The 23,025-nt window shown below is 62.4% G+C and carries 25 protein-coding genes; 17 read left to right on the top strand and 8 right to left on the bottom strand.

All coding sequences use genetic code 11. From position 1 onward, the window contains the following. Nucleotides 1-10 precede the first annotated feature (10 nt). The 5 genes from R3C98_RS03525 to R3C98_RS03505 all read left to right on the top strand — a co-directional run bounded on the left by R3C98_RS03525 (nucleotide 11) and on the right by R3C98_RS03505 (nucleotide 5,478). Nucleotides 11-832, top strand: coding sequence for a serine protease (locus tag R3C98_RS03525; RefSeq protein ID WP_371312736.1), 822 nt, complete (start codon nucleotides 11-13; stop codon nucleotides 830-832). After that, nucleotides 829-1,728 carry an orotidine-5'-phosphate decarboxylase gene (gene pyrF / locus R3C98_RS03520; RefSeq protein ID WP_371312735.1) on the top strand — a complete coding sequence of 300 codons (900 nt, stop codon included), beginning with the start codon at nucleotides 829-831 and terminating at the stop codon, nucleotides 1,726-1,728. The genes R3C98_RS03525 and pyrF overlap by 4 nt, the downstream gene beginning before the upstream one ends. 133 nt (nucleotides 1,729-1,861) lie before the next feature. After that, nucleotides 1,862-4,012, top strand: coding sequence for a PQQ-dependent dehydrogenase, methanol/ethanol family (locus R3C98_RS03515; protein WP_371312733.1), 2,151 nt, complete (start codon nucleotides 1,862-1,864; stop codon nucleotides 4,010-4,012). A gap of 62 nt (nucleotides 4,013-4,074) precedes the next feature. Next, on the top strand, nucleotides 4,075-4,614 hold the full coding sequence (locus tag R3C98_RS03510; protein ID WP_371312732.1) for a hypothetical protein: 540 nt from the start codon (nucleotides 4,075-4,077) through the stop codon (nucleotides 4,612-4,614). 36 nt (nucleotides 4,615-4,650) lie between these two features. Beyond that, nucleotides 4,651-5,478 (top strand): sulfotransferase domain-containing protein, encoded by an 828-nt coding sequence (locus R3C98_RS03505; RefSeq protein ID WP_371312731.1) that lies wholly within the window; start codon nucleotides 4,651-4,653, stop codon nucleotides 5,476-5,478. On the opposite strand, the gene R3C98_RS03500 is transcribed toward R3C98_RS03505, so the two are convergent. Next, a complete protein-coding gene (locus tag R3C98_RS03500) occupies nucleotides 5,462-6,142 on the bottom strand; it encodes a glutathione S-transferase family protein (RefSeq protein ID WP_371312730.1) in 681 nt (226 codons plus the stop codon). The genes R3C98_RS03505 and R3C98_RS03500 overlap by 17 nt on opposite strands. Next, the gene (locus R3C98_RS03495) at nucleotides 6,139-6,435 is read right to left on the bottom strand and encodes a YciI family protein (protein ID WP_371312729.1); all 297 of its coding nucleotides are present in this window, start codon (nucleotides 6,433-6,435) and stop codon (nucleotides 6,139-6,141) included. The genes R3C98_RS03500 and R3C98_RS03495 overlap by 4 nt, the downstream gene beginning before the upstream one ends. Before the next feature lie 134 nt (nucleotides 6,436-6,569). Between R3C98_RS03495 and R3C98_RS03490 the strand changes: the two genes are divergently transcribed. Continuing rightward, entirely contained in the window at nucleotides 6,570-7,169 is a 600-nt protein-coding gene (locus R3C98_RS03490) for a TetR/AcrR family transcriptional regulator (protein ID WP_371312728.1), read from the top strand. Nucleotides 7,170-7,430: 261 nt separating this feature from the next. On the opposite strand, the gene tsaD is transcribed toward R3C98_RS03490, so the two are convergent. Beyond that, on the bottom strand, nucleotides 7,431-8,531 hold the full coding sequence (tsaD, locus tag R3C98_RS03485) for a tRNA (adenosine(37)-N6)-threonylcarbamoyltransferase complex transferase subunit TsaD (protein ID WP_371312727.1): 1,101 nt from the start codon (nucleotides 8,529-8,531) through the stop codon (nucleotides 7,431-7,433). A 266-nt stretch (nucleotides 8,532-8,797) separates the two neighbouring features. On the opposite strand from tsaD, the gene R3C98_RS03480 reads away from it, so the two are divergent. Continuing rightward, nucleotides 8,798-10,486: a serine hydrolase domain-containing protein gene (locus R3C98_RS03480; RefSeq protein WP_371312726.1), complete on the top strand. Its 1,689-nt coding sequence runs from the start codon at nucleotides 8,798-8,800 to the stop codon at nucleotides 10,484-10,486. Here the strand turns inward: R3C98_RS03480 and R3C98_RS03475 are convergent. Next, on the bottom strand, nucleotides 10,483-11,322 hold the full coding sequence (locus tag R3C98_RS03475; protein ID WP_371312725.1) for a class I SAM-dependent methyltransferase: 840 nt from the start codon (nucleotides 11,320-11,322) through the stop codon (nucleotides 10,483-10,485). The two genes, R3C98_RS03480 and R3C98_RS03475, sit on opposite strands and share 4 nt — an antisense overlap. A gap of 72 nt (nucleotides 11,323-11,394) precedes the next feature. Between R3C98_RS03475 and R3C98_RS03470 the strand changes: the two genes are divergently transcribed. After that, nucleotides 11,395-11,820: a helix-turn-helix domain-containing protein gene (locus tag R3C98_RS03470; RefSeq protein ID WP_371312724.1), complete on the top strand. Its 426-nt coding sequence runs from the start codon at nucleotides 11,395-11,397 to the stop codon at nucleotides 11,818-11,820. A 3-nt stretch (nucleotides 11,821-11,823) separates the two neighbouring features. Here the strand turns inward: R3C98_RS03470 and lepA are convergent, their stop codons facing one another. Beyond that, nucleotides 11,824-13,629 carry a translation elongation factor 4 gene (gene lepA / locus R3C98_RS03465; protein ID WP_371312723.1) on the bottom strand — a complete coding sequence of 602 codons (1,806 nt, stop codon included), beginning with the start codon at nucleotides 13,627-13,629 and terminating at the stop codon, nucleotides 11,824-11,826. A 231-nt stretch (nucleotides 13,630-13,860) separates the two neighbouring features. Between lepA and R3C98_RS03460 the strand changes: the two genes are divergently transcribed. From R3C98_RS03460 to R3C98_RS03440, 5 genes are all read left to right on the top strand, one after another. Beyond that, nucleotides 13,861-14,451 carry a fatty acid desaturase CarF family protein gene (locus R3C98_RS03460; protein ID WP_371312722.1) on the top strand — a complete coding sequence of 197 codons (591 nt, stop codon included), beginning with the start codon at nucleotides 13,861-13,863 and terminating at the stop codon, nucleotides 14,449-14,451. Nucleotides 14,452-14,532: 81 nt separating this feature from the next. Continuing rightward, the gene (locus tag R3C98_RS03455; RefSeq protein ID WP_371312721.1) at nucleotides 14,533-15,633 is read left to right on the top strand and encodes a Rieske 2Fe-2S domain-containing protein; all 1,101 of its coding nucleotides are present in this window, start codon (nucleotides 14,533-14,535) and stop codon (nucleotides 15,631-15,633) included. Between the two features lie 27 nt (nucleotides 15,634-15,660). Then, entirely contained in the window at nucleotides 15,661-16,935 is a 1,275-nt protein-coding gene (locus R3C98_RS03450) for an SDR family oxidoreductase (protein WP_371312720.1), read from the top strand. Continuing rightward, nucleotides 16,935-17,405, top strand: a complete 471-nt coding sequence (locus tag R3C98_RS03445) for a DUF2269 family protein (RefSeq protein WP_371312719.1) — start codon at nucleotides 16,935-16,937, stop codon at nucleotides 17,403-17,405. Before R3C98_RS03450 ends, R3C98_RS03445 begins: the two co-directional genes overlap by 1 nt. 186 nt (nucleotides 17,406-17,591) lie before the next feature. Further along, nucleotides 17,592-18,392 carry a helix-turn-helix domain-containing protein gene (locus R3C98_RS03440; protein WP_371312718.1) on the top strand — a complete coding sequence of 267 codons (801 nt, stop codon included), beginning with the start codon at nucleotides 17,592-17,594 and terminating at the stop codon, nucleotides 18,390-18,392. 3 nt (nucleotides 18,393-18,395) lie between these two features. On the opposite strand, the gene R3C98_RS03435 is transcribed toward R3C98_RS03440, so the two are convergent. Beyond that, a complete protein-coding gene (locus R3C98_RS03435; protein WP_371312717.1) occupies nucleotides 18,396-19,253 on the bottom strand; it encodes a hypothetical protein in 858 nt (285 codons plus the stop codon). A 174-nt stretch (nucleotides 19,254-19,427) separates the two neighbouring features. On the opposite strand from R3C98_RS03435, the gene R3C98_RS03430 reads away from it, so the two are divergent. From R3C98_RS03430 to ruvB, 4 genes are all read left to right on the top strand, one after another. After that, nucleotides 19,428-19,919: a hypothetical protein gene (locus tag R3C98_RS03430; protein ID WP_371312716.1), complete on the top strand. Its 492-nt coding sequence runs from the start codon at nucleotides 19,428-19,430 to the stop codon at nucleotides 19,917-19,919. Nucleotides 19,920-19,991: 72 nt separating this feature from the next. Then, complete coding sequence (gene ruvC / locus R3C98_RS03425) at nucleotides 19,992-20,495, top strand: crossover junction endodeoxyribonuclease RuvC (protein ID WP_371312715.1); 504 nt, start codon at nucleotides 19,992-19,994, stop codon at nucleotides 20,493-20,495. Further along, nucleotides 20,492-21,112: a Holliday junction branch migration protein RuvA gene (gene ruvA, locus R3C98_RS03420; protein ID WP_371312714.1), complete on the top strand. Its 621-nt coding sequence runs from the start codon at nucleotides 20,492-20,494 to the stop codon at nucleotides 21,110-21,112. The genes ruvC and ruvA overlap by 4 nt, the downstream gene beginning before the upstream one ends. Then, nucleotides 21,109-22,137, top strand: a complete 1,029-nt coding sequence (ruvB, locus tag R3C98_RS03415) for a Holliday junction branch migration DNA helicase RuvB (RefSeq protein WP_371312713.1) — start codon at nucleotides 21,109-21,111, stop codon at nucleotides 22,135-22,137. The genes ruvA and ruvB overlap by 4 nt, the downstream gene beginning before the upstream one ends. Before the next feature lies 1 nt (nucleotide 22,138). Here ruvB and R3C98_RS03410 read toward each other — a convergent pair whose 3' ends face one another. Together R3C98_RS03410 and R3C98_RS03405 are read right to left on the bottom strand one after the other, a co-directional pair. After that, complete coding sequence (locus tag R3C98_RS03410; protein WP_371312712.1) at nucleotides 22,139-22,420, bottom strand: hypothetical protein; 282 nt, start codon at nucleotides 22,418-22,420, stop codon at nucleotides 22,139-22,141. A 79-nt stretch (nucleotides 22,421-22,499) separates the two neighbouring features. Beyond that, nucleotides 22,500-22,931 carry a hypothetical protein gene (locus tag R3C98_RS03405; RefSeq protein ID WP_371312711.1) on the bottom strand — a complete coding sequence of 144 codons (432 nt, stop codon included), beginning with the start codon at nucleotides 22,929-22,931 and terminating at the stop codon, nucleotides 22,500-22,502. Between the last annotated feature and the right edge of the window lie 94 nt (nucleotides 22,932-23,025).

The following is a 23,025-nucleotide window of genomic DNA, read 5'->3' as shown; positions in this document are numbered from 1 at the left end:
TAACAGGCCGGTGCGGAAGTTCGATTGGCTGCTTTATGTGACGGCGCTCGGGCTGATCGTGTTCGTTCTGTTTGCCCAGGGCGATCACGCGGATGCGCCGGAAGCGCCCCCGACCGTTCTGGAGGCAGACGGTCCGACCTTGCCGCCGCCATCGCCCTTCGATGAGCAGATCCTGATTCAGGTCGACGCGCCGAAGAACGGGATCGGGACAGCTTTCGCCGTGAACCGGAAGGGCCAGTGGATCACCGCCCGGCATGTGGTCGACGGGTGCGATTCCGTCGGTTTGCTCGTGGCGCCCGGCCAGTATGTCCCGGTGGATTCCGTCACCCTCGATGCGGACCATGACCTCGCCCTGATCTCCACGGGCCGCAGCCCCAATCCCGTCGAACTCGACCTGGCCACGCCGCTACGCATCGGCAGCAAAGGCTATCATGTCGGCTATCCGCAAGGCCGCCCGGGTGAGGTTGCGACGAGACTGATGTCCCGGTCCAATCTGATCACGCGCGGCCGACGCGAGAATTCCGAGCCGATCCTCGCCTGGGCCGAGTTCGGACGGACGCGGGGGCTTGATGGCACGCTGGGAGGGATTTCCGGCGGCCCGGTATTCGATGCGCAGGGGCGTGTTCGAGGTGTGATTGTGGCGGAAAGTCCGCGCCGGGGCCGCATTTATACAACCGCACCTGACTCGGTCGAAGCCTTCCTCACGCGCCTGAATATCAGCCCTGAGGATGGCCCCGCTGAAGCGTTTGATGAAGAAACCTATGGTCCACGCTCCGACAATGCCCGGCGTCTGTTGCAAGTCGTGAAAGTAGCTTGCAAGGTGAAGCCATGACGCCCTTTGCAGACCGCCTGATCGATGCCACCCGACGGCATGGGCCGCTTTGCGCCGGCGTCGATCCGCATGCCGGGCGAATTCCTGCTCTGTTTGGCGGTGACACTCCGGAAGGCATTGAAGCCTGGGGGATCGCGATGGTCCGCGCCTGCGAGGGGCGCGTTGCCTGCATCAAGCCGCAGGTCGCCTTGTTCGAACGCCACGGTCCGGAGGGCATGAAGGCCCTTCAGAGGATTGCGCTGGCCGCGAAAGAGGCTGGCCTCATCGTGCTGATGGATGCCAAGCGCGGCGATATCGGCTCGACCGCAGAAGGCTATGCTGCCGCCTATCTCGGAAAAGACGCACCGTTCCATTCCGATGCCCTGACGGTGAACCCGTACATGGGGCTCGATACGCTCGAGCCCTATGTCCGCGAAGGCGAGGCAAACGGGAAGGGCGTGATCGTTCTGGTGCGCACATCCAATCCCGGCTCGGCAGACTTCCAGTCGAAGGATCTGGAAGGGGCTCCGCTCTATGCCCGTGTCGGAGAAGCCCTCGAACCACTGGCGGAGCGCCTGGTGGGCCAGTCCGGCTGGTCGGGCCTTATGATGGTGACCGGGGCAACCGGTCCGGCAGAAGCGAAGGCGATCCGGGCCCTGGCGCCGAAATCCCTGTTTCTCGTGCCGGGTTATGGCGCGCAGGGTGCAGGCGCAGACGAAGCGCTGGCAGGTTTCACCCGCGTCGGCAACCGGCTGGAAGGCGGCGTCGTCAGCGCCTCCCGCTCAGTCAATTTTCCGGCCGGTTCAGAAAGCGCAGCCAGCCTGGCGGAATGGCAGGCCCTGGTTGAGGCGGCCATCGAGGCTGCTCAGAACGATCTTTCCAGCCGGGCTGGAAGCGCACCTGTCATTGTTGCCTGAGGCGGCCGCTTTGTGACGTCAGGTTGATGCCCTTGGGTCACGCCTCGACAAACCTCAATGAACGACTAGCATTGCGCCCATGAAAGCGGCGGGAAGATCGCTTACGCATAATGTCGACGGGAGGAACACCGACATGGCCGCTTGGAGTCGTATTTTTCTTGCAGGATCTGCGCTGGCATTGCTGGCAGCATGTGGTCCGAAAGAAACAGCCCCTGCACCGGAAGAAAAAGGATTTGCCGCGGTCGATACGGCGCGGATCGAAACGGCATCTGCCGGGGCCGAATGGCTCACCTATGGCGGGACCTATGACGAGCAGCGCCACTCTTCGCTGGATGCGGTCAACAAGGACAATGTCGATCAGCTGGGTGTTGCCTGGACGTTTGACCTTGCAACAAACCGGGGCGTGGAGGTCACGCCGATTGTTGTCGATGGCGTGATGTTCGTCACTTCGGCCTGGTCTGTCGTTTACGCGCTGGACGCCAAGACCGGCGAGTTGCTCTGGGAACACGATCCGGACGTTGACCGCGCCGTTGGCGTCAACGCTTGCTGTGACGTCGTCAATCGCGGTGTCGCAGTTTATGACGGCAAGATCTATGTCGGCGTCATCGACGGCCGCCTTCAGGCGCTGGATGCGAAGACGGGCGATCTTGTCTGGGAGACGGTGACGGTCGACCAGTCCAAGCCCTACACGATCACGGGCGCCCCGCGCGTTGTGAATGGCAAGGTTCTGATCGGTAATGGCGGTGCGGAACTCGGCGTGCGTGGTTACCTTTCCGCTTATGACGCGCAGACTGGCGACAAGATCTGGCGCTTCTACACCGTACCGAACCCGCAAAAACAGCCGGATGGCGAAGCCTCCGACGCCGCATTCGAACAGGTCGGCAACGTCACCTGGGGCGATGAGGGTGCGTGGGTCACCGATGGCGGTGGCGGCACCGTCTGGGATTCGATCGTCTATGACGAAGTGAACGACCAGATCATCTTCGGTGTCGGCAACGGGTCTCCGTGGAACCGGACGTTCCGTGACCCGTCGGGCGGGGACAACCTCTTCCTTTCGTCGATTGTCGCGGTGGATGCGAACACCGGCGAGTACAAGTGGCACTTCCAGACGACGCCCGGCGACAACTGGGATTACACCGCCACGCAGACGATCATTCTGGCAGACCTGCCGCTTGGTCCGGACGGCGCCAGCCGCCGCGTCGCCATGCAGGCACCGAAGAACGGCTTCTTCTATGTGATCGATGCGGCGACGGGTGAGTTCATCTCCGGCGATGCGTTTGGTCCGATGAACTGGGCGACCGGCCTCGACGAGAATGGCCGTCCGATCGAGATCGCCGCTGCCCGGTATGGCAAGGAGCCTTACAACCAGCTGCCGGGCCCGCTCGGTGCGCACAACTGGCATCCGATGGCCTACGACCCGGACTTGGCACTGGCCTATATTCCGGCTCAGGAAATTCCGCAGGCCTATGCTGAAGATCCGCGTTTCTATTCCAAAGACACCGCCTGGAACACGGGTGCAGACTTCTCTGCCGGCGTGCCGCCGATTGCGCCGCCGGAAGTGGCCAAATTCCTGCGGTCCACCCTGAAAGGCCGCCTGATCGCCTGGGATCCTGTGGCCCGCGCGCCGCGCTGGACCGTGGAGCATGATAACGCCTGGAATGGCGGAGTGCTGTCGACGGCTGGCGGCCTGGTCTTCCAGGGCAAGCTGAACGGCCATTTCGTTGCTTATGATGCTGCCACCGGAGACGCGCTTTGGGACTACAATGTGAAGTCCGGCGCTGGCGCAGGACCGGGCACCTACATGATCGATGGCGAACAGTATGTGACCATCGCCACGGGCTGGGGCAGCGCTTTCGCCCTGGCCGCCGGGTTTGCCTATGACGACAAGGTGCCTTCGACAGTCGGTAAAGTGGTGACTTTCAAACTGGGTGGTACCGGTGAGGTTGCCGATGCCGACCTGACGCCGATTGACCGCACGCCCAAGGCGGAATCGTTCGGAACCGAAGCTCAGCTCGCGGAAGGCGTTGTCGACTTCTCCCGCAACTGCGCGGTCTGCCACGGCCCGCTGGCCGTCAGCTCCGGCGTGCTGCCGGATCTTCGCTGGTCGGCCATCTCGGCGGACCCTGAAGCCTGGAAAGGCGTGGTTCTCGAAGGGCACTTCTCGGCCAATGGCATGGTCTCGTTCGCTGAATATCTCAGCGAGGACGATGTCGAGGCGATCCGTGCCTATGTTCTGGCGCAGGCCCATGCGGCTGCCGCGGCAGATGGTGACGGGGCGGAGTAAAGCCCCGGCGTCCACCGACGAATCCTGTAGCGCGGCCCGATGGGCCGCGTTACTGTTTTCAAATGCATATCCTGCTGTTCATTTTAAGCGTGCTGGTCGCGATCGGTGTGTGGTCGTGGCGAATCCGCATGGCGCGTGAGGGCTTGCGAGAAGCTGGCAAGATAGCGCAGACGGCCATCAATCTGCCCCGCAAAATGGCGTTCAGGTACAGGGCGGGGAGGGGCGGTCTCAGCCTCATACAAGATCCGCGCGAAGCGGCGGCCATCATGATGATGGAGGTGGCTCGCGCCCGGGGCGGCCCGCTGACGGAGAAACAGACCGCTTCGATAGACCGAGAGATCATGCACCATTTCGAGTTCAGCCAGGACGAAGCAGATGCTTTGACGGCGCATGCGGCCTGGGTCACGAATTCTGCGCCGCCACCAGCCGAAACCATGCGCAAGTTGAGCCAATTGATTGTGTCTTCTTCCGTGCTCGGCCCAAAGGAAGTCGTAGACTTGGACTCCATGCTGGTCTCGGTGTCCGAAGCCGAAGGTCTGCCGACGCGCGACCAATTGGCATTGCTGCAGGTTTACCGCGACAAGGCAGGCCTGAAGACCTGAGTTGCGTCACTCCCGATCTGGTCCTAGGGCAATTCCATGACTGCGACGACTCTGCCTTCTGCCTACCGGTCCAAAGTGCTCAACGAGAACTGGACCAATTTTTCGGTGCTCCGACACGGCGCCTTCGATGGCGTGCTGGTGACGTCAAAGAATTCGGGAACCCATTGGCTGAAATACATGCTGGCCGTGGCGCTTGCGGAGACGCATGGCATCGAGCCGCCGAAGTATTTCTCGGAGAGTGCCGTGCGGCCCTATATCGGCTGGCCGAAGGACGCGCCGGTGTTCACGCAGCTGCCCCGGCTCGCTTTCAGCCATACGATTCCGCACCGTCTGGCGGATTGGGGCTGGGCACGCAACATGGCAAGCTTGCCGCCTTATGTGCTGGCGGTGCGCCACCCCATGTCGATCCTCGCCAGCCACCACGCCAAATGGGAATATGATATCAAGGTCGACTGGCTGACCTATCTGGAAGGCGACCCGGCTGGATCAAAATACCGTTGCGACCTCTACTGGCTCGCACGGTTCTGGAACCGCTGGGGCGACGTGCTGGCGCGCCACGGAGAGTCCATTCTCGTCGTTCATTATGAGGACACGCTGAAGGATCCGCGCAAGATCCTGGAAGCGGTCGACCGGCACTGGAACCTGAAGCTCACACCGGCGGCAATCGATGCCGCGCTGAAGGCCGGGACGAAGGAAGCAATGGCCGAAAAGGTCGACCCGGAAGCCGAGCCAAATGTTCTGCAGAACCGCAAGACCAGCCTGTCGGACCTGTTCTCAGGCGAAGCACTGGAAATCTATCAGCGCAAAATCGGCGAACTGTTCCGCCACGATCTAGGCTACGACCTGCTCAGCCTTCCGGCTTGAGATAGCCGCTAGAGCGGCCGTCCGGACCGTATGCGATCCACCAGGGTTCGGCCTTGGCCTGCTCTTCCAGTTTCTGGAAGTCCGGGTCTGACAGGACGGCAGCCGAATAGTCCGCCGCAGCGCCGCTGAGCGGCAGGCCATAGGTCCGGAACCTTGTGACGACTGGTAGGTAGAAGGCGTCCGCGGCACTCCATTTGCCGAACAGGAACGGACCGTTCCGGCCGAACTCGCCCCGCAGGCCGTTCCACAATTGCTGGATCCGGCCAATGTCTGCGGCGAGCTTGTCCGTCATTTCGGGTGGCAGGTCCCGTCCCCGAATATCCATCGGGCATTTGCTGCGCAGTTCCGGAAAGCCGGCATGCATCTCGCTGGCGGCGGCCCGGGCGATGGCGCGTGCGGCCGGGTCCTCGGGCCAGACCTCGCCGGGCGGCGCCCATTCGGCGATCCATTCCGTGATGGCGAGACTTTCCCAGATTGTCTGATCGTCCCAGATGAGAAGCGGCACTTTTGCCGTGGGGCTGACTTCCTTCAGCCGGGCCGTCGTTTCCGGAAAATCGAGCGGGACGACAATTTCTTCCACCGGCAGGCCCACCTTCCGGGCCACCATGAGGGGACGGATCGACCAGCTTGAATAATTGAGGTTCCCGAGAATGAGGCGCCTCATGCAGGCTTGCCTTCGCCGATTGCCCAGCGTGTTTCATTGATGTGGACGTGTCCGAAGACGCCTCCTGTAACGTATGGGTCCTGCGCGTGAATCGCTTTTGCGGCGGCAAGGTCATCGGCTTCGATCAGGAAAACCGACCCGACCATGTTGCCGTTGGCGTCCAGCAGGGGTCCGGCCATGCGGACACAGGAGCCAAGGTCTGCAGCCCATGCCAGATGGGCGGGCCGGGCTTTGGCGCGGGCTTCGGCGCCGCCATCGGCTTTATCCAGGCAGTGCAGGCAGAACAGGGGCATCGGTCAACTCCATCCGGTTTTACGGAGAAGGCTATCGCACAGCCGGTCACAACTGCCTATGGCTGCCGCGACAGATTCTGTGCCGTCTGAATGAATCATTGATCCTTCAGTATTTCCCGGTATGGTCCGGCTCCATGAACGATACGACAGATACCCGCCAGCAGATCCTGGATGCCGCCATCGAGCGGATCCTGCATTATGGTTACGCCAAGACGACGATGTCGGAGATTGCCAAGGATTGCGGCATGTCCGCCGGCAATATCTATCGGTTCTTCGCGTCGAAGCTTGATATCGCCGAAGCGCTGGCCCGCAAGTTCAATGGCGAGATGTATCAGGCCTATGCATCGATCGCCCGGGAGAAGAAGCCGGCGCCCGAGCGCCTGCGGGAATTCTTCGATTACGGAATGGTCAGCACCTATCAGGCTATTGAGGCCAAGGCCAAGATTCTTGAAGTCGCTGAAGTCCTGGCGGATGAGCGGCCGCTATATATGAATGAGCAGATGGCGCAGGAGCGCGTTTATCTGGTCCAGATCCTCGAAGACGGGATCCGCGACGGCGTGTTCCGCCCGCTGGAAAGGCTCGATGAAACAGCGGAGTTCATGCAGGCCGCGCTGATGAAATTCCGGTTCCCCCAACTGTTTTCCCACCTGACCCTGCCGAAACTGAAGCGGGAGCTGGCAGGCGTTCTCGACCTGATCCTCGCCGGTTTGTCGAAGGACGCGTCGGTCCTGTGAATACGTAAATTTTCTAAACTCTGAATAATTTTAAAATCGTTCATTGATTTCTGTTCATGGCTTCTCTATATGAAGCTCATGGATGGGCATCGTGCCCTTCCCGGAAAAGGAACAGAGACAATGACCCTTTCGAAAACTGAATCCCGCCAGTCGCTTGTGGCCCTGATGGCAGCCCTGCCGTTCACGGTCGGCCTGCTCGCCGTCATGGTGTCGTTCGCCGAATTCGTGGTGTAAGGCCTTGAGCCCCTGCAAGCAGACCCTTCAGGCCTTGGCGCCCCGGCGTCCCGTCGAATAGGCCGGATCGGACTTCGCCGCCGCTTCATCCAGCGGCCAGCGCGGTCTCGCCCCGGCGCCAAGGTCACCTGCCTCGCTTTCGAGGCCACCTGCCAGCCGCTCTGCCCCAGCCAGGGCAATCATCGCGGCATTATCGGTACAGTGCCGCATTGGCGGTGCAATCAGCACCGCTCCGGCGTCTTCCGAAACTTTCTCCAGTCCGGCCCGGATTGCCTTGTTTGAGGCAACGCCCCCGGCCACAACGAAACGCTTTCCATCGCCGTCGCCCGGTTCGAAAAGCTCCAACGCCCGACGCGCCTTTTCAGATAAGACATCCACAATCGCAGCCTGAAAACTGGCGCAAATATCGGCCATGCGGGAATCAGTCAGGTCTTCGGCCTCGGCGGCGCGGGCCACAGCTGTCTTCAGCCCGGCAAAGCTCATGTCCAGACCTGGCCGGTTCAGGAGCGGACGCGGGAAATCGATGGCTGTCGGATTGCCGTTTGCGCCGATCCGCTCAACGGCCGGCCCGCCCGGGAACCCCAGCCCCAGCAATTTCGCAGTCTTGTCGAAGGCTTCCCCAGCTGCGTCGTCAATCGTCGAGCCCAGCCTTCGGTAATCTCCAAGACCTCGCACTTCCAGGAACTGGCAATGTCCGCCTGACACAAGCAGCAACAGGTAAGGGAAGGGGCAGGCATGCGTCAGCCGCGGGCTCAGCGCATGGCCTTCCAGATGATTCACCGCCAGGAAGGGCTTGCCCGCGGCCTGCGCGATTGCCTTGCCGGTCATCATGCCAACCAGTACGCCGCCAATCAGGCCAGGGCCTGAGGTCGCCGCCACCGCATCAAGATCGGAATAACCAAGCCCTGAGTCCGCCATGGCCGCTGCGACTGTCTGGTCCGCGAGTTCGGCATGCGCCCGTGCGGCGATCTCCGGAACAACGCCAAGATACGGCGCATGCTCTTCCAGCTGCGTATGCACCTTTTCGGACAGGATTTGCACGTCGCCGCCCGGGGCGAGGCGGATCACCGCCGCAGCGGTCTCGTCGCAGCTGGTTTCAATGCCAAGGATGGTCAGCGGGCGGGTCATCCCGGGCATATAGCGCCGGATTTCAGCCGGCCCAAGCTGCGATGTCGGCGGAGAAAGGTGCTTTTCTGCAGAACGCCTGAAAGAAACCCGGCCGGGCAATCAGGAAACAGGCGTGACAGAAGAGACTGAAATTGGCGCACTTGAGGCATCGACTGATGCCGAGTGACACACATTCGCTGCGTCAACCGGCGAGCCACAGGCCCACCCCTTTAAAGAGGCCGGGAACACGATAAAACTTTTTCCGGAACACGCGGAAAGGGCGGTGCATGGATATTGATCGCAGGGCGTTCATCGGCAACGCCGCGCTGTCGGCCAGCTTCCTGGCGGCGTGTCAGAAGAGCGCGAATTCGCCGGAGAACGCGCCGCTAGAGAATGCGCTTCCGGTTCCTGCAGATCAGGTTACCGGACCGCTAAGGGCGTATATCGAACAGCACCGCGCCGCCTGGGGGCTACCGGGCATGACAGTCGCCCTGGTCACGCGTGACGGGTACGAGGCTGTCGTAACAGCAGGCTATGCCGATCTGGAGCGGAACATTCCGGTCGGGCCGGATCACCTGTTCCAGGTCGGATCGATCTCGAAAATGTTCACGGCGCTCGCGGCATGGTCCCTGATCGAAGAAGGCAGCCTGTCTCCCGAGACCAACTTGTTGGATACGCTCGAGGGGCTTCAGGTTCGGGGCGGGGAACACATTCATCTCCAACACTTGCTGGACCACACTTCCGGCTTGCCGAGCGATTCCGCCTTGTTTCCGGAAGGTGGCCTCTGGACCGGATTTGAACCGGGGGCGGAGTGGTCCTATTCGAACTGCGGGTACCGGCTGGCTGGAAAGATGATTGCGCATGCTGACGGAAGGCTTTTCCGGGACGTCGTTCAGGCGCGTGTGCTGGACAAGCTTGGCATGTCGGAAAGTGTGGCGGCCCTGCATGTGGCGGATCGCCCGCGTTATGCAAATGGTTATGAGCCCGCGCTTACCGACCGCCTGAATCCTGTTCCTTCGCGAATGAGTCCCACACCCTGGGTGGATAGCGACAGTGCAGCAGGCAACATCGCCTCCACACCAGCCGACATGGTGAAGTTCCTGCGCTTCATGATCAGTGTTGCAGACGGAAAGGGGGGCGCAATATTTTCCGATGACACGGCAAAGCGCTTCCTCGCCAATCCGGTCGAAGGCTGGGGCCCTGGTTCGAAATACAGTAATGGGGTGGCGTGGGTTGAGGACCGTGGCCGGAAGTACCTGCACCATACTGGCGGCATGATTTCATTCAGCTCGTCCCTCCATATCGACCCGGAAGCTGGAGTCGCGGCGTTTGCCTCGTCCAATGTTCACTACGCGCTGAACTACCGGCCCAAGGACGTAACTGTTCACGCCTGCGAATTGATGCGGGCGATGCAGGAGGGAACCACGGTCCCTTCGCCCCAGCCACCGCGTGATGAGCTGGAATTTCCGGCACAATATGCAGGTGAATTCACCGCGGCGACCGGTGACCGGTTCACGGTCGTGGTTGCCGGTTATGATATCCGGCTACGGAAGAATGGTCGCGACAGCGTGCTTTATCAGGCCACGGATCGCCTGTTTGCAACAGATGACCCCGATCACGCCCTCACCGGCATTGTAATCGAGTCGGAAGGCGGCAAGGCGGTGCGCGCGTGGAGTGGCGATGTGGAATATCTAGTCGATCCATCCACAGGCTACAAACCTCCTGCGCCGGAAGCGCTTCGTATGCTGGCGGGCCGGTATGACAATGACGATCGCTGGGCTGGTCCAATCTATGTCCATGCCCGGGACAGCAAGCTCCTGCTCGGCAATATCGTCGAACTCATCCCGGGGGACGGCGATTTCTGGCGCACGAAAGATCATACATCGCCAGAACAGATCCGCTTTGACGGTCTTATCAATGGCGTGCCGCAGAGAATGCTTTTCTCCGGCATTCCCTATATCCGGCGGTTCAGCTAGGCGGTCGCGCGCGTGAGCCAACAAGCAGCGGTAAACTGAATATCCGAGCCGGAGATATATTCTTTGAAGCCTTCCCGGATGGCCGAAATGACGCGTTCGCGCATTGCTTCATCCTTTTTTGCCAGCATTTGCCCGACAGGTCCCATGAGACCAAGATAGGTGTCGAGTTCCGAAGCTGGAAAGGCGCAGGGCATGTCGAGCGCTTCGCTGGAAACGCCAGTCCAACCCGACGCGTCGAGGATACCGTGCACATAGTCCTGGTCAGCGAAAGCAAACTGGCCGGGCCCGCCGCCACGCTTCGGTAGATCCGGCAGGAAGGGGGCGGCCGCGCGTTCGGCCACCGTCATGAACGGGTTCTCGGTAATGCTCCGCCACGAGATCATGGCGAGCGCGGCACCGGGCCGTGCTGCGCTGCGGAGGTTTGCAAAGGCCCCGACGGGATCGGAAAAGAACATGACGCCGAAGCGGGAGACGATGAGATCAAAGGCAGCGGGCGGAAATTTGTGGGTCTGCGCATCCCCGGCAAGAAAGCCAGCGGTTGAGCCCTCCTGGTCCGCGAGCACTTTTGCCTGAGCGATCATCGGAGCAGACAGGTCGAAGCCGAGCGCCGTGCCCTCCAGAGCGATGCGGCGTGCGATGGCGCGCGTCGTGGCCCCGGTGCCGCAGCCGACATCCAGCACAGCGCGGGCATTTGCCTGTGCCGCCATATCAGCCAGCAGGGTCTCGAAGCCGGCGAATGTCTGGTCCAACACGGTTTGCGCAGCGATCCAGCTGCGTGCGCCCGGGCCGTTCCACAGGTCTGCCATTTCGGGGTTTGCCGTGTTGGTCTCGCTCATATCTGGTCCTCCGCCTTGTGTTTGGTAATCGACCGGCGCACATTGCCACTTCAAGCCGGCTTGAGGTCAAGCATGAATTACCCGGATATTTCAGAAGTCGCGAAACTGTCCGGCGTGCCGGCCTCCACGTTGCGATACTATGAAGAAAAAGGGCTGATCAGCTCGAATGGCCGGCGCGGTCTGAAGCGTACGTTCGATTCGGACATATACGAGAAGCTGGGCCTCATCGCGCTTGGCCGGGCAGCCGGTTTCACGCTGGATGAGATCGCCGCGATGATGTCACCGGATGGTCCGCGTATTGACCGCGGGCGCCTCACGGAAAAGGCTGACGAACTGGACGAGAAAATCCGGCAGCTGACGGTCATGCGGGATGGCCTGAGGCACGCCTCGGCCTGCCGCGCGCCCAGTCATATGGAATGCCCCAGCTTCCGCCGGATATTGAGGGCAGCCACGTCGGGAAGGATTGCCCCACCTGCGAATCCCGCGCCCGGGAAGTAGGGATCAGTCCCCGTCCATCCGCAGGGCCGCCACGAAGGCTTCCTGCGGGATTTCGACCTTGCCGAACTGGCGCATGCGCTTCTTACCGGCGGCCTGCTTGTCGAGCAGCTTGCGCTTCCGGCTGGCGTCGCCGCCATAGCATTTTGCCGTCACGTCTTTTCTCAGGGCGCTGAGCGTTTCCCGGGCGATCACCTTGCCGCCGATGGCGGCCTGGATCGGGATCTTGAACATCTGGCGCGGGATCAGGTCTTTCAGACGTTCGCACATCTGGCGGCCCCGGCTTTCAGCGCGGTCGCGGTGCACCAGCATGGCGAGGGCATCGACCGGCTCGTCATTGACGAGGATTTGCAGCTTCACGAGGTTCTCGGCCCGGTGGCCGATGATCTCATAGTCGAAGCTCGCATAGCCGCGGCTGATCGACTTCAGGCGGTCGTAGAAATCGAAAACGACCTCGTTCAGCGGCAGTTCGTATTTTACGAGGGCCCGGCCGCCGACATAGGAGAGCTCGGTCTGGATGCCGCGCCGGTCCTGGCAGAGTTTCAGTATGGCACCGAGATATTCGTCCGGCGTGTAGATTGTGGCGTTGATCCACGGCTCGCGGATTTCCTTGATCTTCGTCACTTCCGGCATGTCGGCCGGGTTGTGCAGCTCAATCTCCGTGCCGTCTGTCATGGTCATTTCATAGACCACGGACGGGGCTGTCGCGATCAGGTCGAGGTCGAACTCGCGGCTGAGACGCTCCTGGATGATTTCGAGGTGCAGAAGGCCGAGGAAGCCGCACCGGAAGCCCATGCCGAGCGCGGCGGAGGTTTCCATTTCCCAGGTGAAGCTGGCATCGTTCAGGCGCAGCTTGCCCATGGCAGCGCGCAGATCGTCGAAGTCGCCGGCATCCATCGGGAAGAGGCCGCAGAAAACGACCGGCTGGACATCCTTATAGCCAGGCAGGGCCTTATCCGCCGGGCGGCGCTCTTCGGTGATCGTGTCACCAATGGCCGTATCGCCGACTTCCTTGATCGAGGCGACAAAATAACCGACCTCGCCCGGGCCGAGTGCGTCGACTTCTGTGAGCTTCGGATTGAACGTGCCGACCTTGTCGACCTCATAGGTGCCGCCAGTCCGCATCATGCGGATCTTCTGCTTGGCTTTCAGCACGCCGTCATGGACGCGCACGATAACGACGACGCCGAGATAAGGGTCGTAAAAGGCATCGACCAATGCAGCCTTGAGCGGGGCGTCCGCATCGCCGGACTCCGGCGGCGGCAGGCGGGTCACGATCGCTTCCAGCACATCGGTAATGCCGATGCCGGTCTTGGCGGAGGTCTCGATCGCATCAGACGCATCGAGGCCGATAATGTCCTCGATCTGGTCTTTCACGCGCTCCACGTCTGCGGCCGGCAGGTCCACCTTGTTGAGCACCGGGACGATTTCGAGGTCCTGGTCGATCGCCTGGTAGACGTTCGCCAGTGTCTGGGCTTCCACGCCCTGGGAGGCGTCGACCACGAGCAGCGCGCCTTCACAGGCGGCAAGGCAGCGGGAAACTTCATACGAGAAGTCGACGTGTCCGGGCGTGTCCATCAGGTTCAGGACGTATGTCTCGCCATCCTGCGCCGTATAATTCAGGCGCACGGTCTGGGCCTTGATGGTGATGCCGCGCTCTTTCTCGATATCCATCGAGTCGAGCACCTGTTCCTTCATTTCTCGGTCTGTCAGACCGCCGCAGGTCTGGATCAGGCGGTCCGCCAGAGTCGACTTGCCGTGGTCGATATGGGCGATGATGGAGAAATTCCGGATTTTGTCGCGAGGTGTCATCCGCGCGATATAGCCGTGCCTGTGCGGGCCGGGAAGAGGGCATTGACTGAACGTGGCCTGAGGGTGGGGCGCAGGCGATCCGTGATCCGGAAATTCGGCCTTTCGATTTTTAGAATCCCGTTTCCACCGGCGACACCACTGAGTGAGCGCTTGCTTGCAAATATGGGCCATTTATGTAAATAAGCGCTCACAAACATTTCTGAAAACCCAATAGCAAGTCAGGAGACAATCATGGTGGGTTCGACGATTGCGGCAGCAGGCCTGTTCCTGCTCAAAGTGCTGGGCGGGCTGTGGTTCGCCGACTTTATTTCCGGAATGGTCCACTGGCTGGAAGACCGGTATGGCAACCCGAAATGGCCGATTATTGGCCACACGATCCGGGAAAACCAGCAGCACCATTTCACGCCGCGCAGCTTCCTGAAGGGGACGCTATGGACGCGGAACCGGGAGGTTCTGGCCATCGGTGCGGCCTTCCTGGGTGCGTTCTGGGCCTTCGACGTGCTGAACGCATTTACCGTTTCCGCGGTCATTTTCGGCGTCTTGTCGAATGAAGTGCACGCCAGTGCGCACCGCAGCCCGCAGGAAAACGGCCGTGTTATCACGGCGTTGCAGAAAACCGGCCTGCTGCAATCTCACCGTCATCACGCGGCGCATCACCGCAAAGGCAAGGACACGCATTTCTGTGTGGTGACCAATCATGTGAACCCGGTTCTGGAGCGGATCCGCTTTTTCCAGACGCTGGAGGCCATCGTGAAACGCATCACCGGCGTCCGCCCCCGGCCGGACCCATCGGTCAATCCGCGTTACCGACCGGCGGTCTGAGCCTGACCAGGCCATGACTATACCGGACTACTACGTGCCTCACCGGGTTTCCGCTGCACTTTAGCCGGTGTAAGGGGGATCATGGCTGACACACAGCACACCTCACCGGCAAAGACCGGCATCACAGACGACGGCTATCTCACCGATAGCTGGTACCTCGCTGCGCCTTCCTCCGAATTGAAGGCGGGCAAGCAGCAGCGCATCATGGTTCTGGGCGAGCCGGTCGTCGTGGGCCGCACGCCCGCGGGCGAGCCGTTCGCCCTGCGCGATATCTGTCCGCACCGCCTCGTGCCGCTATCGGCCGGGCAGCAGTTGGAGACCAATGGCGAGTGGGCACTGCAATGCCCCTATCATGGCTGGCGCTTCGGCACCGATGGCGGCTGCAAGCTGATGCCGAGCCTCACGCCGGATTCGCCCTACGATCCGTCCAAGGTGAAGGTGCGCCGCTATCCGGTGCATGAGGCGAACGGCGCGGTCTATCTCTATGTCTCGCACAATCCGCGCTTCGAGGGCGAGCCGGTCGTGCCGCCGCCGGATTTCGGGCCGCTGCCGGCGAAGCCCAAATTCATCATCCACGACACGTTCAACGCGCATATGGACGATGCGGTCGTCGGCCTGATGGACCCGGCGCATGTGCCCTTCGTGCATAATCAATGGTGGTGGCGTCCGCCGTCGGCCGGGCTGAAGCTGAAAGAGAAGCCCTTCGTTCCAACGGATCGCGGCTGGGCCATCGACCGGCATTCGCCCAGCTCGAACTCCAAGCTCTACCGCTGGATCTTTGGCGGCGATGTGCAGACCGAGATCCGCTTCCAGCTGCCGGGCTATCGCTGGGAAATCGTCTCCAACGACACTGCGCGCCTGCTGACGCTGACCTGCCTCACACCGGAGGCCCCGAAGAAAACACGCATCACCCAGTTCACATGGTGGACCGGTGCGCCGCTCCTGAACCTCGCCATTCCGATTGCCAAGCCTGCCGGACGAATGTTCCTCGACCAGGACGGCACGATGGTGAACCTGCAGAATGAGGGCATGGCGCACCAGAAGGCGATGCTGTGGATTGACGACATCGACGTGCAGGCCAAATGGTACCAGCGCCTGAAACGCGAATGGACCGAAGCCCGCACCGAAGAGCGCGACTTCGTCAATCCGATCGAGCCGCGTACCCTTCGCTGGATGAGCTGAGGCGCCCAACGGGGCAGGGGGACAGATTTGAAAATCCTCGTCCTTGGCGGATACGGCCTGATCGGGCTTTCCATCACGAAGGCATTGCTCGCTGCCGGGCATGAGGTGACGGGTCTCGGCCGGTCCGGGTCGAAAGGCCGCGCCGCTGCACCACAGGCGGACTGGATCGCGCGCGACCTCTCTCAGATGACGGATGAAGCGGACTGGGTGGACCTGCTGGCGGGCATGGATGTCGTCGTCAACGCGGCGGGCGTGCTTCAGGACGGCATGAATGACCGGGTCATGGCGGTGCAGCGCGATGCCGTGCGGGCGCTGGCTGCTGCCTGCAAACCGGCAGGCGTGCGCCAGATCATCCAGATTTCTGCGCCCGGTGTTTCAGAAAATTCGAACACGGTGTTCTACCGCTCCAAGGCTGAGGGCGACGCTGCCGTGAAAGAGAGCGGTGTGGACTGGGTCATCTTCCGGCCCGGCCTCGTCCTCTCGCCGCAGGCCTATGGCGGCACCAGCCTGCTGCGCCAGCTGGCTGCTGTGCCGCTGGTCCAGCCGGTCATGCTGGCGGACGCAGACATTCGCACCGTGCATGTGGACGATGTGGCCGCTGCCGTTGTCCGGGCCGTGGAGGAGGGGCTTACCGGTGTGGATGCGGACCTCTTATCGTCTGAACCGACCCGCCTCGAGGACCTGATCCTTTCCATCCGGTCCTGGCTTGGCTTTGCTGCGCCCAGAGCAGTGATCCGTGCACCATACTTTTTGGGCGCGCTCACGGCGCGGCTGGGCGACTTTGCCGGCTGGCTCGGCTGGCGTCCGGCGCTGCGAACAACGTCCTTGAAAGTGCTGGGGAAGGGCGTGACCGGGAATGCAGGGCAATGGCCAGTGCGAAACCTGACAGACACGCTATCGGCCTTGCCTTCTACCGTGCAGGAACGAACGTACGCGCGCGCCGCGCTGCTCTATCCATTCCTCCTGCTGATCCTGTCGGCCTTCTGGATCGCGTCCGGCGTCATCGGCTGGCTGCAGCAATCCGCGGCCATGGCGGTCTTTGGGCCTGATGTGCCCACAGCACTGGCGAAGGCGTTCGTGCTGGGCGGGGCTGTTGTGGATGTTGTGATCGGCACGGCGCTGCTGTTGCGGCCGTTGACTCGTGCGGCGGCATTGGCGGCAGTGTGCGTCAGCCTCGCTTATCTCGCGGGCAGCGCATTCCTCGCGCCGCATCTCTGGGCCGATCCGCTGGGGCCGATGGTGAAGGTCTTCCCGGCCATCGCGCTCTCGCTGACGGTCTGGACGCTGACGGAGGCACGCTGATGGAGTGGATGCATTTCCTGCGCTGGGCACACATCATCGGGGCGACGGTGCTGCTCGGCACCGGTGCGGGCATCGCCTTCTTCATGGTCATGGCCCACCGCACGCGGGACGCCCGGCTGATTGCCCATACAGCATCCATCGTCGTCATTGCGGACTGGCTGTTCACCGCAACCGCCGTCGTCGCCCAGCCAGTCACCGGCACATTGCTCGCCATGGAAATGGGCTGGCCGCTCTCGCAGGGCTGGATCGTCGCGGCGCTGGCACTTTACGTCTTTACCGGAGTCTTCTGGCTGCCGGTCGTGTGGATCCAGCACAAGCTGCGCGATCTTGCGAGGGAAGCGGCGGAAACGGGCGCGCCGCTGCCGGAACAATATTTCCGTCTCTACCGGATCTGGTTTGCCTGCGGCTTCCCGGCCTTCTTCGCCGTGCTCGCGATCCTCTGGCTGATGGTGGCCCGTCCGGCGTTGTGATCGTCTTGTCAGGTTTTTTTCGGGTTTGCGGCGGGCGAGGAAAGGGATGACGGCACCCTTACTCGTCTGAATCCGGGCGCGTCACCCCCACCCAGCCTGCGGATTGGTCAAAAAAGTGCGGGAATTGACCTTTCGCATGACAATTCTTGCCGTTCTTGGCGGGCGTGCGGTATTCAGGTCCCGCCAATGAATGTCGAAAACCTGCCAGATTTGAACCCGCCACAGGACCTTGGGGACATTCATGACCCCTCACGTCCTGTTTTGTCCCTTGCTGTCGAGAAGGAAGGCGCGCACCGGGTGGCCGCGCACGCGCACGACCGGGGTCATATCATATGCCCCAAGACCGGCGCCTACTGGATCATCACGCCGGAGGGCACCTGGCTGGTGCCGGCCGGATTTGCCTTGTGGATTCCGCCCGGCGTGCATCATGAGATCTACTCCCATGGATCAGTGTCGGCCCGCATCCTGTTCATCGACCCGGCCTGCGTCGGCCAACTGACGCCGAATGCGGGTGTCGTGAAGGTGACGCCCTTTCTTGATGCACTGCTGGAGCGCGTCATGACGTATGGCAACGCCTATGAGGCCGGCAGTCCGGCCGCCCGGCTGGCGCAGGTCGCGCTGGATGAATTCGCGCAACTGGAATTCGCTGCGTTGTTCCTGCCGGTGGCAAAGGAGCCGCGCCTGGCGCGGGTGATGCGGCTCCTGATCGACACACCGGGGCTGGATACGGGCATTGCAGATTTGGCGCGTGAAGCCGGGGCAAGCGAACGGACGCTGGCGCGTCTCTTCAAAAAAGAAACCGGCATGACCTTCACGCAGTGGAAAACCAACCTGACCCTCCTGCAATCCATGGAACGGCTGGAGCAGGGGGAGGCGGTCGCCGATGTAGCGCACGATCTTGGCTATGCCAGCCCGTCGAGCTTCGTCTACATGTTCCGCCGGCGTCTGGGCGTTCCGCCCGGCACCTTCCGGAACCGTTCGAAATAACGGTCAGTTGCCGACGGTCAGGAACACTTCAGAGGCTGCAACCGTCAGGGCTGAAACGTCCGCATCCAGCGTTTCGGGGCGGACAGCCGTCGGGTAGGCCCCGCCCAGAAGCGTCAGTGCACCGCCGATGGCTTCGGCCGCGTCCGGGTTCTCCGCTTCGATGGCCTCTTTGGAGGCTTCAAACTGGTTCCTTGCCGCAGAGTAGAAGCCGTAGCCGTCGAGATAGGGCTCGTAGAAATCAGACTCCATGGCCAGGCGGTACATCTTGGTGGCGCGGTCGACCATGTCGGCGACAACGCTGATGGTGATGCTGGCCGGGCTGGAGCCGTCGTCCGGGGCGTTGCCGGCCACGGTGCGCAGGGTCGCGACGATGGTCGCTGTGCGGGCATCAATGTCCTCGACGCTCGCCCCGGCGAACACGGCGGCAGAGGCTTCAAGGAACTGGTCGGTGAAATCGGACACGCCGCGGGCCTCGAACACGGGCTCCATGTCGAACAGGACTTCGGAAACCGGGTGGGCGAACATTTCGCCTGCGGCCTGGCTTTCGCCATCACGATAGGCGTCGCGGGCGGCCAGGACGTGTGCTTCAGCCACGGTCAGCGCGATATTGTAGACCGCGGGGTCGGTGAGCGCTGCCTCGATGGCGACCCCGCCTTCGCCTTCGCCGGAGGAAGATGCGGCGCCGTTCACCTCGTCCAGCTTCGCCTCGACATCGGCTTCGCCAGGGACATCCGTGGCGGGCTGCGCGCTGGCGGCCGGCTCTTCTTTCGCGGCGGGTTCACCGCAACCGGAGAGGGCCGTCGTGGTCATGAGGGCGGCGCCGAGGCCGAGATGCGTCCAGCGTTTGATCTTGATGTCCATGGCCGGGAAGGGCTCCTTCGGTATCCGGGAAAATGCGTCTGGTCCCCTCCTGCCCGAAATGAGAAGCATTCGCAATGGGTATTCCGTCGCAGAGGCAGTCCAACCTCATCCGTGTCCGCTTGACCGTTTTGGCGGACGAGGGTCAGATGCCGGAAAAGCGAGGGAGATCCGAAATTGTTCAACCTGAGGCGGTCATTCGCGATTGTTGCCAGCCTGGCGCTGGTATCCCTGCCGGCACAGGCCCAGTCCTGGGGCGCGACGACCGATCCGCAGAAACTGCCGGACAACACATCCTACTGCATGCTCTGGCAGGGCGAGGCTTTGCCATTGATGAATTTCATGGCGACCCCGACCGGCGTCAAATACGTCGTTGTGACCGATGCCTTTGACGATGTGCAGGCGGGCACTCCGGTGTCTTTCGATTTCGGGGATGGCACATCGGTTCCCGTCGCGCCGGCAACCAAGCCGAAGCCGGTCGAACATCCGGGCTTTATCTCCGGCAACGTCTCTGAAGAGGCATTGTCCACGGTCCTCACCCGCATGTCGCTTGGCAGTTATGGTGAGGCGCCGATGACGGTAACGGCCGGGCAGAAGACTCAGGATTTTCACCTGCGCAGCGTGGCGGGCGATTCCGCCTTGTTCCAGAGCTGCAAGGACAAACTCTGACGGCCTTGCGGCAGTGAACAAATAGAGAATACAGTAGCGCTTCGTTAAGCAACACTCGCGATACGTGGCTGGATGACTCACACGATTCGAATTCTCGGCATCGACCCGGGCCTGCGCCATACCGGCTGGGGCGTGATCGAGCTGGCGGGTATGCGCCTGACGCATATTGCCCATGGCGTGATCTCGGTCGATCCGAAGCTGGAGATGGCCGAGCGCCTCGGTGGCATCTTCGAAGCCGTGGGGGAACTGGCCCGCTATCACCAGCCCACGGCAGCAGGCGTGGAGGAGACGCTGGTCAACGCGAACCCGCGCTCGGCGCTGAAACTCGGCCAGGCCCGCGGCGCGGCGATGGCAGCCCTCGCCATGGGCGGCGTGCCGGTGGCGGAATTTGCGCCGCGCAAGATCAAGCTCGCCGTTGTCGGCACCGGCACGGCGGACAAGGACCAGGTGATGTTCATGGTGAAACGCCTCCTGCCCAAGGCGGCGGACCTGAATTCTGACTCCGCCGACGCGCTGGCTTGCGCCATCTGCGCCGCTCACCACCTGCCAGCTGACATGAAGCGGGGGGCTGCATGATTATCGGACGGCTGGTCGGCGAAGTGGCCGGCATGGGTACGGACCACCTCCTCGTGGATGTGAACGGCGTCGGCTATGTCTGCATGGCGGGCACGCGGCTCCTGTCGCGCACGCATGCGGGAGAGAAGATCACCGTTCATGTCGAAACGCGGGTGACGGAGAATTCCATCACGCTGTTCGGCTTCGGCACGGATGAAGAGCGCGCCTGGTTCGTGCGGTTGCAGGATGTCCATGGCGTGGCCGGCAAGGCGGCGATGGCGATCCTCGATGCGATCAGCCCGGCGGAGCTGATGGACGCGATCGCGCTTGGAGACGCCAAAGTGCTGGAACGCGCCAAGGGTGTCGGCAAGAAACTGGCCGAGCGGATCGTGCATGACCTATCCGGCAAGCCGCCGCCGATGGGCCGGTTCGGCAAGTTCGAAGCCGCCAGCGCCGCCGGCATGGCGAGCGCACCTGTGGCCGCCGCGACTGGCGCGCGGGGCGAAGCAATCTCGGCGCTGGTCAATCTCGGCTATTCCCAGTCCGATGCCGCCCGCGCCGTGGCGGGCGTGGCCAAGGATGCCGGTGACGATGTCGGCGCCCTCGTGAAAGCGGCGCTGAAGGAACTCGCGAAATGAGCCGCGAAGGCAGCCTTTCCGATCCGAACGCACAGGGCGGCGACGCGCTGGACAGGGCGCTCCGTCCCCAGACGTTTGAGGATTATGTCGGCCAGCGCAAGGCGAAGGCGAACCTCAAGGTCTATGTCGAGGCGGCGCGCGGGCGCAGCGAGGCGCTGGACCATGTGTTGCTGTTCGGCCCTCCGGGCCTCGGCAAGACGACATTGGCGCAGATCCTGGCTCGTGAAATGGGCGTCGGCTTCCGCGCCACCTCCGGGCCTGTGATTGCCAAGGCGGGCGACCTTGCCGCGATCCTCACCAATCTTGAGCCGAACGATGTTCTGTTCATTGACGAAATTCACCGTCTGCCGCCGGTGGTGGAGGAAATCCTCTATCCGGCCATGGAAGACTATGCCCTCGACATCGTTATCGGGGAGGGGCCGTCTGCCCGTTCCGTCCGACTGGACCTTGCGCCGTTTACGCTAGTTGGCGCCACGACGCGTGCGGGCCTGCTGGCGACGCCGCTGCGCGACCGGTTCGGCATTCCGGTGCGGCTTGAATTCTACGAGCCCGAAGAGCTGGGCCGTATCGTCATGGCCGCGGCGCGGAAGCTGAATGCGCAGATCACGGAAGAAGGCGCGGTGGAGATCGCTGCCCGTGCGCGGGGCACGCCGCGGATTGCGCTGCGCCTGCTGCGCCGGGTGCGCGACTTTGCCGAGGCCGCGGGCGACGCCATCAACCGCGAGAGCGCTGCCAGCGCCCTGAAGCGGCTGGAGATTGACAGCGACGGCCTCGATGCGCTGGACCGGCGCTATTTGCATGCGCTCGTCAACACTTATGCGGGCGGGCCGGTGGGCGTTGAAACGCTGGCCGCGGCCCTGTCTGAGGCGCGCGATGCGGTGGAAGACGTGATCGAGCCTTACCTGATGCAGCGCGGCTATGTCGCCCGCACGCCGCGTGGACGCGTTGCCGCGCCGCTCGCCTATGAACGGCTGGGCCTGCCGAATCCCGGCGGGCAACAGTCTGGATTGTTCGGCGAGAAATAGGTCAGGACGCCGGCGGAAGCGCGATTTCCTCGCGAGGCTCTCCGGTGCCGGTGACGATCAGGGTACGTCCATCCTCTGAAAAGCGGGCATCGATCCGCCCGAAATATTCCCACTCGATCGACATGAGGGTGGAGGCAATTACCTTGCCGTCTGCTTCGCGAACCTCGATGGCATCGTCCATCGTGCCTTCATTGTTGCCGGTGTTTCGAAATTCCACCGTGCGCTGGTAGATCTGCCGCCCGGTCGGCGCATGCGTTTCGACGCAGGTCCAGTCTCCCTCCATGTCTCCTTCCTCCCGTTTGACCGGTATTGGAGCAGATATGGACGGGCTTTGAAAGCCTCGGCCGGACGGCCAGCCGCCCTCAGGGCAGCATCACGGCGCCGCCTTTCCAGAAGATCGCGATCAGGATGGAGAGGGCCGACACGAGCAGCGACAGGGCCGCCATGCGGGTGGAGACGCGAAAGCGGGATTTGTCTTCCTGCAAATCTGCCAGCACACTGGCGACGAGGGGGAAGTTCACGCAGTGGCGGTCCTGCCCGATGCGCATCTCGAACATGTTCACACTGTCGCCCTTGGCGGTGTGCGAGCCGTATTTGGCGTTCATGTGATAATAGAGCCGGCCAAAGACCAGGTCCGGGTCGCAGCGGAAACGTTTGGAGATCGAGTCGATATCGATCGGCACCCAGATCTTTGTGGAGCGGGTCTTGTTCTCGTCCGAGAACGCGCCAAAGGCGCGCTCATAGCGCTTGTAGATCTCCGCCAGCAGGCGCTCATCCGTCGGAATCTTCGCCATCGGTCTCCCCTCCGCTTGGCTGAGCGCCGAGGATGGCAGGGGAGGGGTGGGGTGGCAAGGCTTGCGGTGAAAGTGGAACTCATCCTGAGCGAGG

The sequence above is a fragment of the Hyphomonas sp. genome (genome assembly GCF_041398465.1).
Lineage (GTDB): Bacteria > Pseudomonadota > Alphaproteobacteria > Caulobacterales > Hyphomonadaceae > Hyphomonas.
Note: the sequence above shows the minus strand (reverse complement) of the source record. Positions and strands in the feature narration are given on the sequence as shown.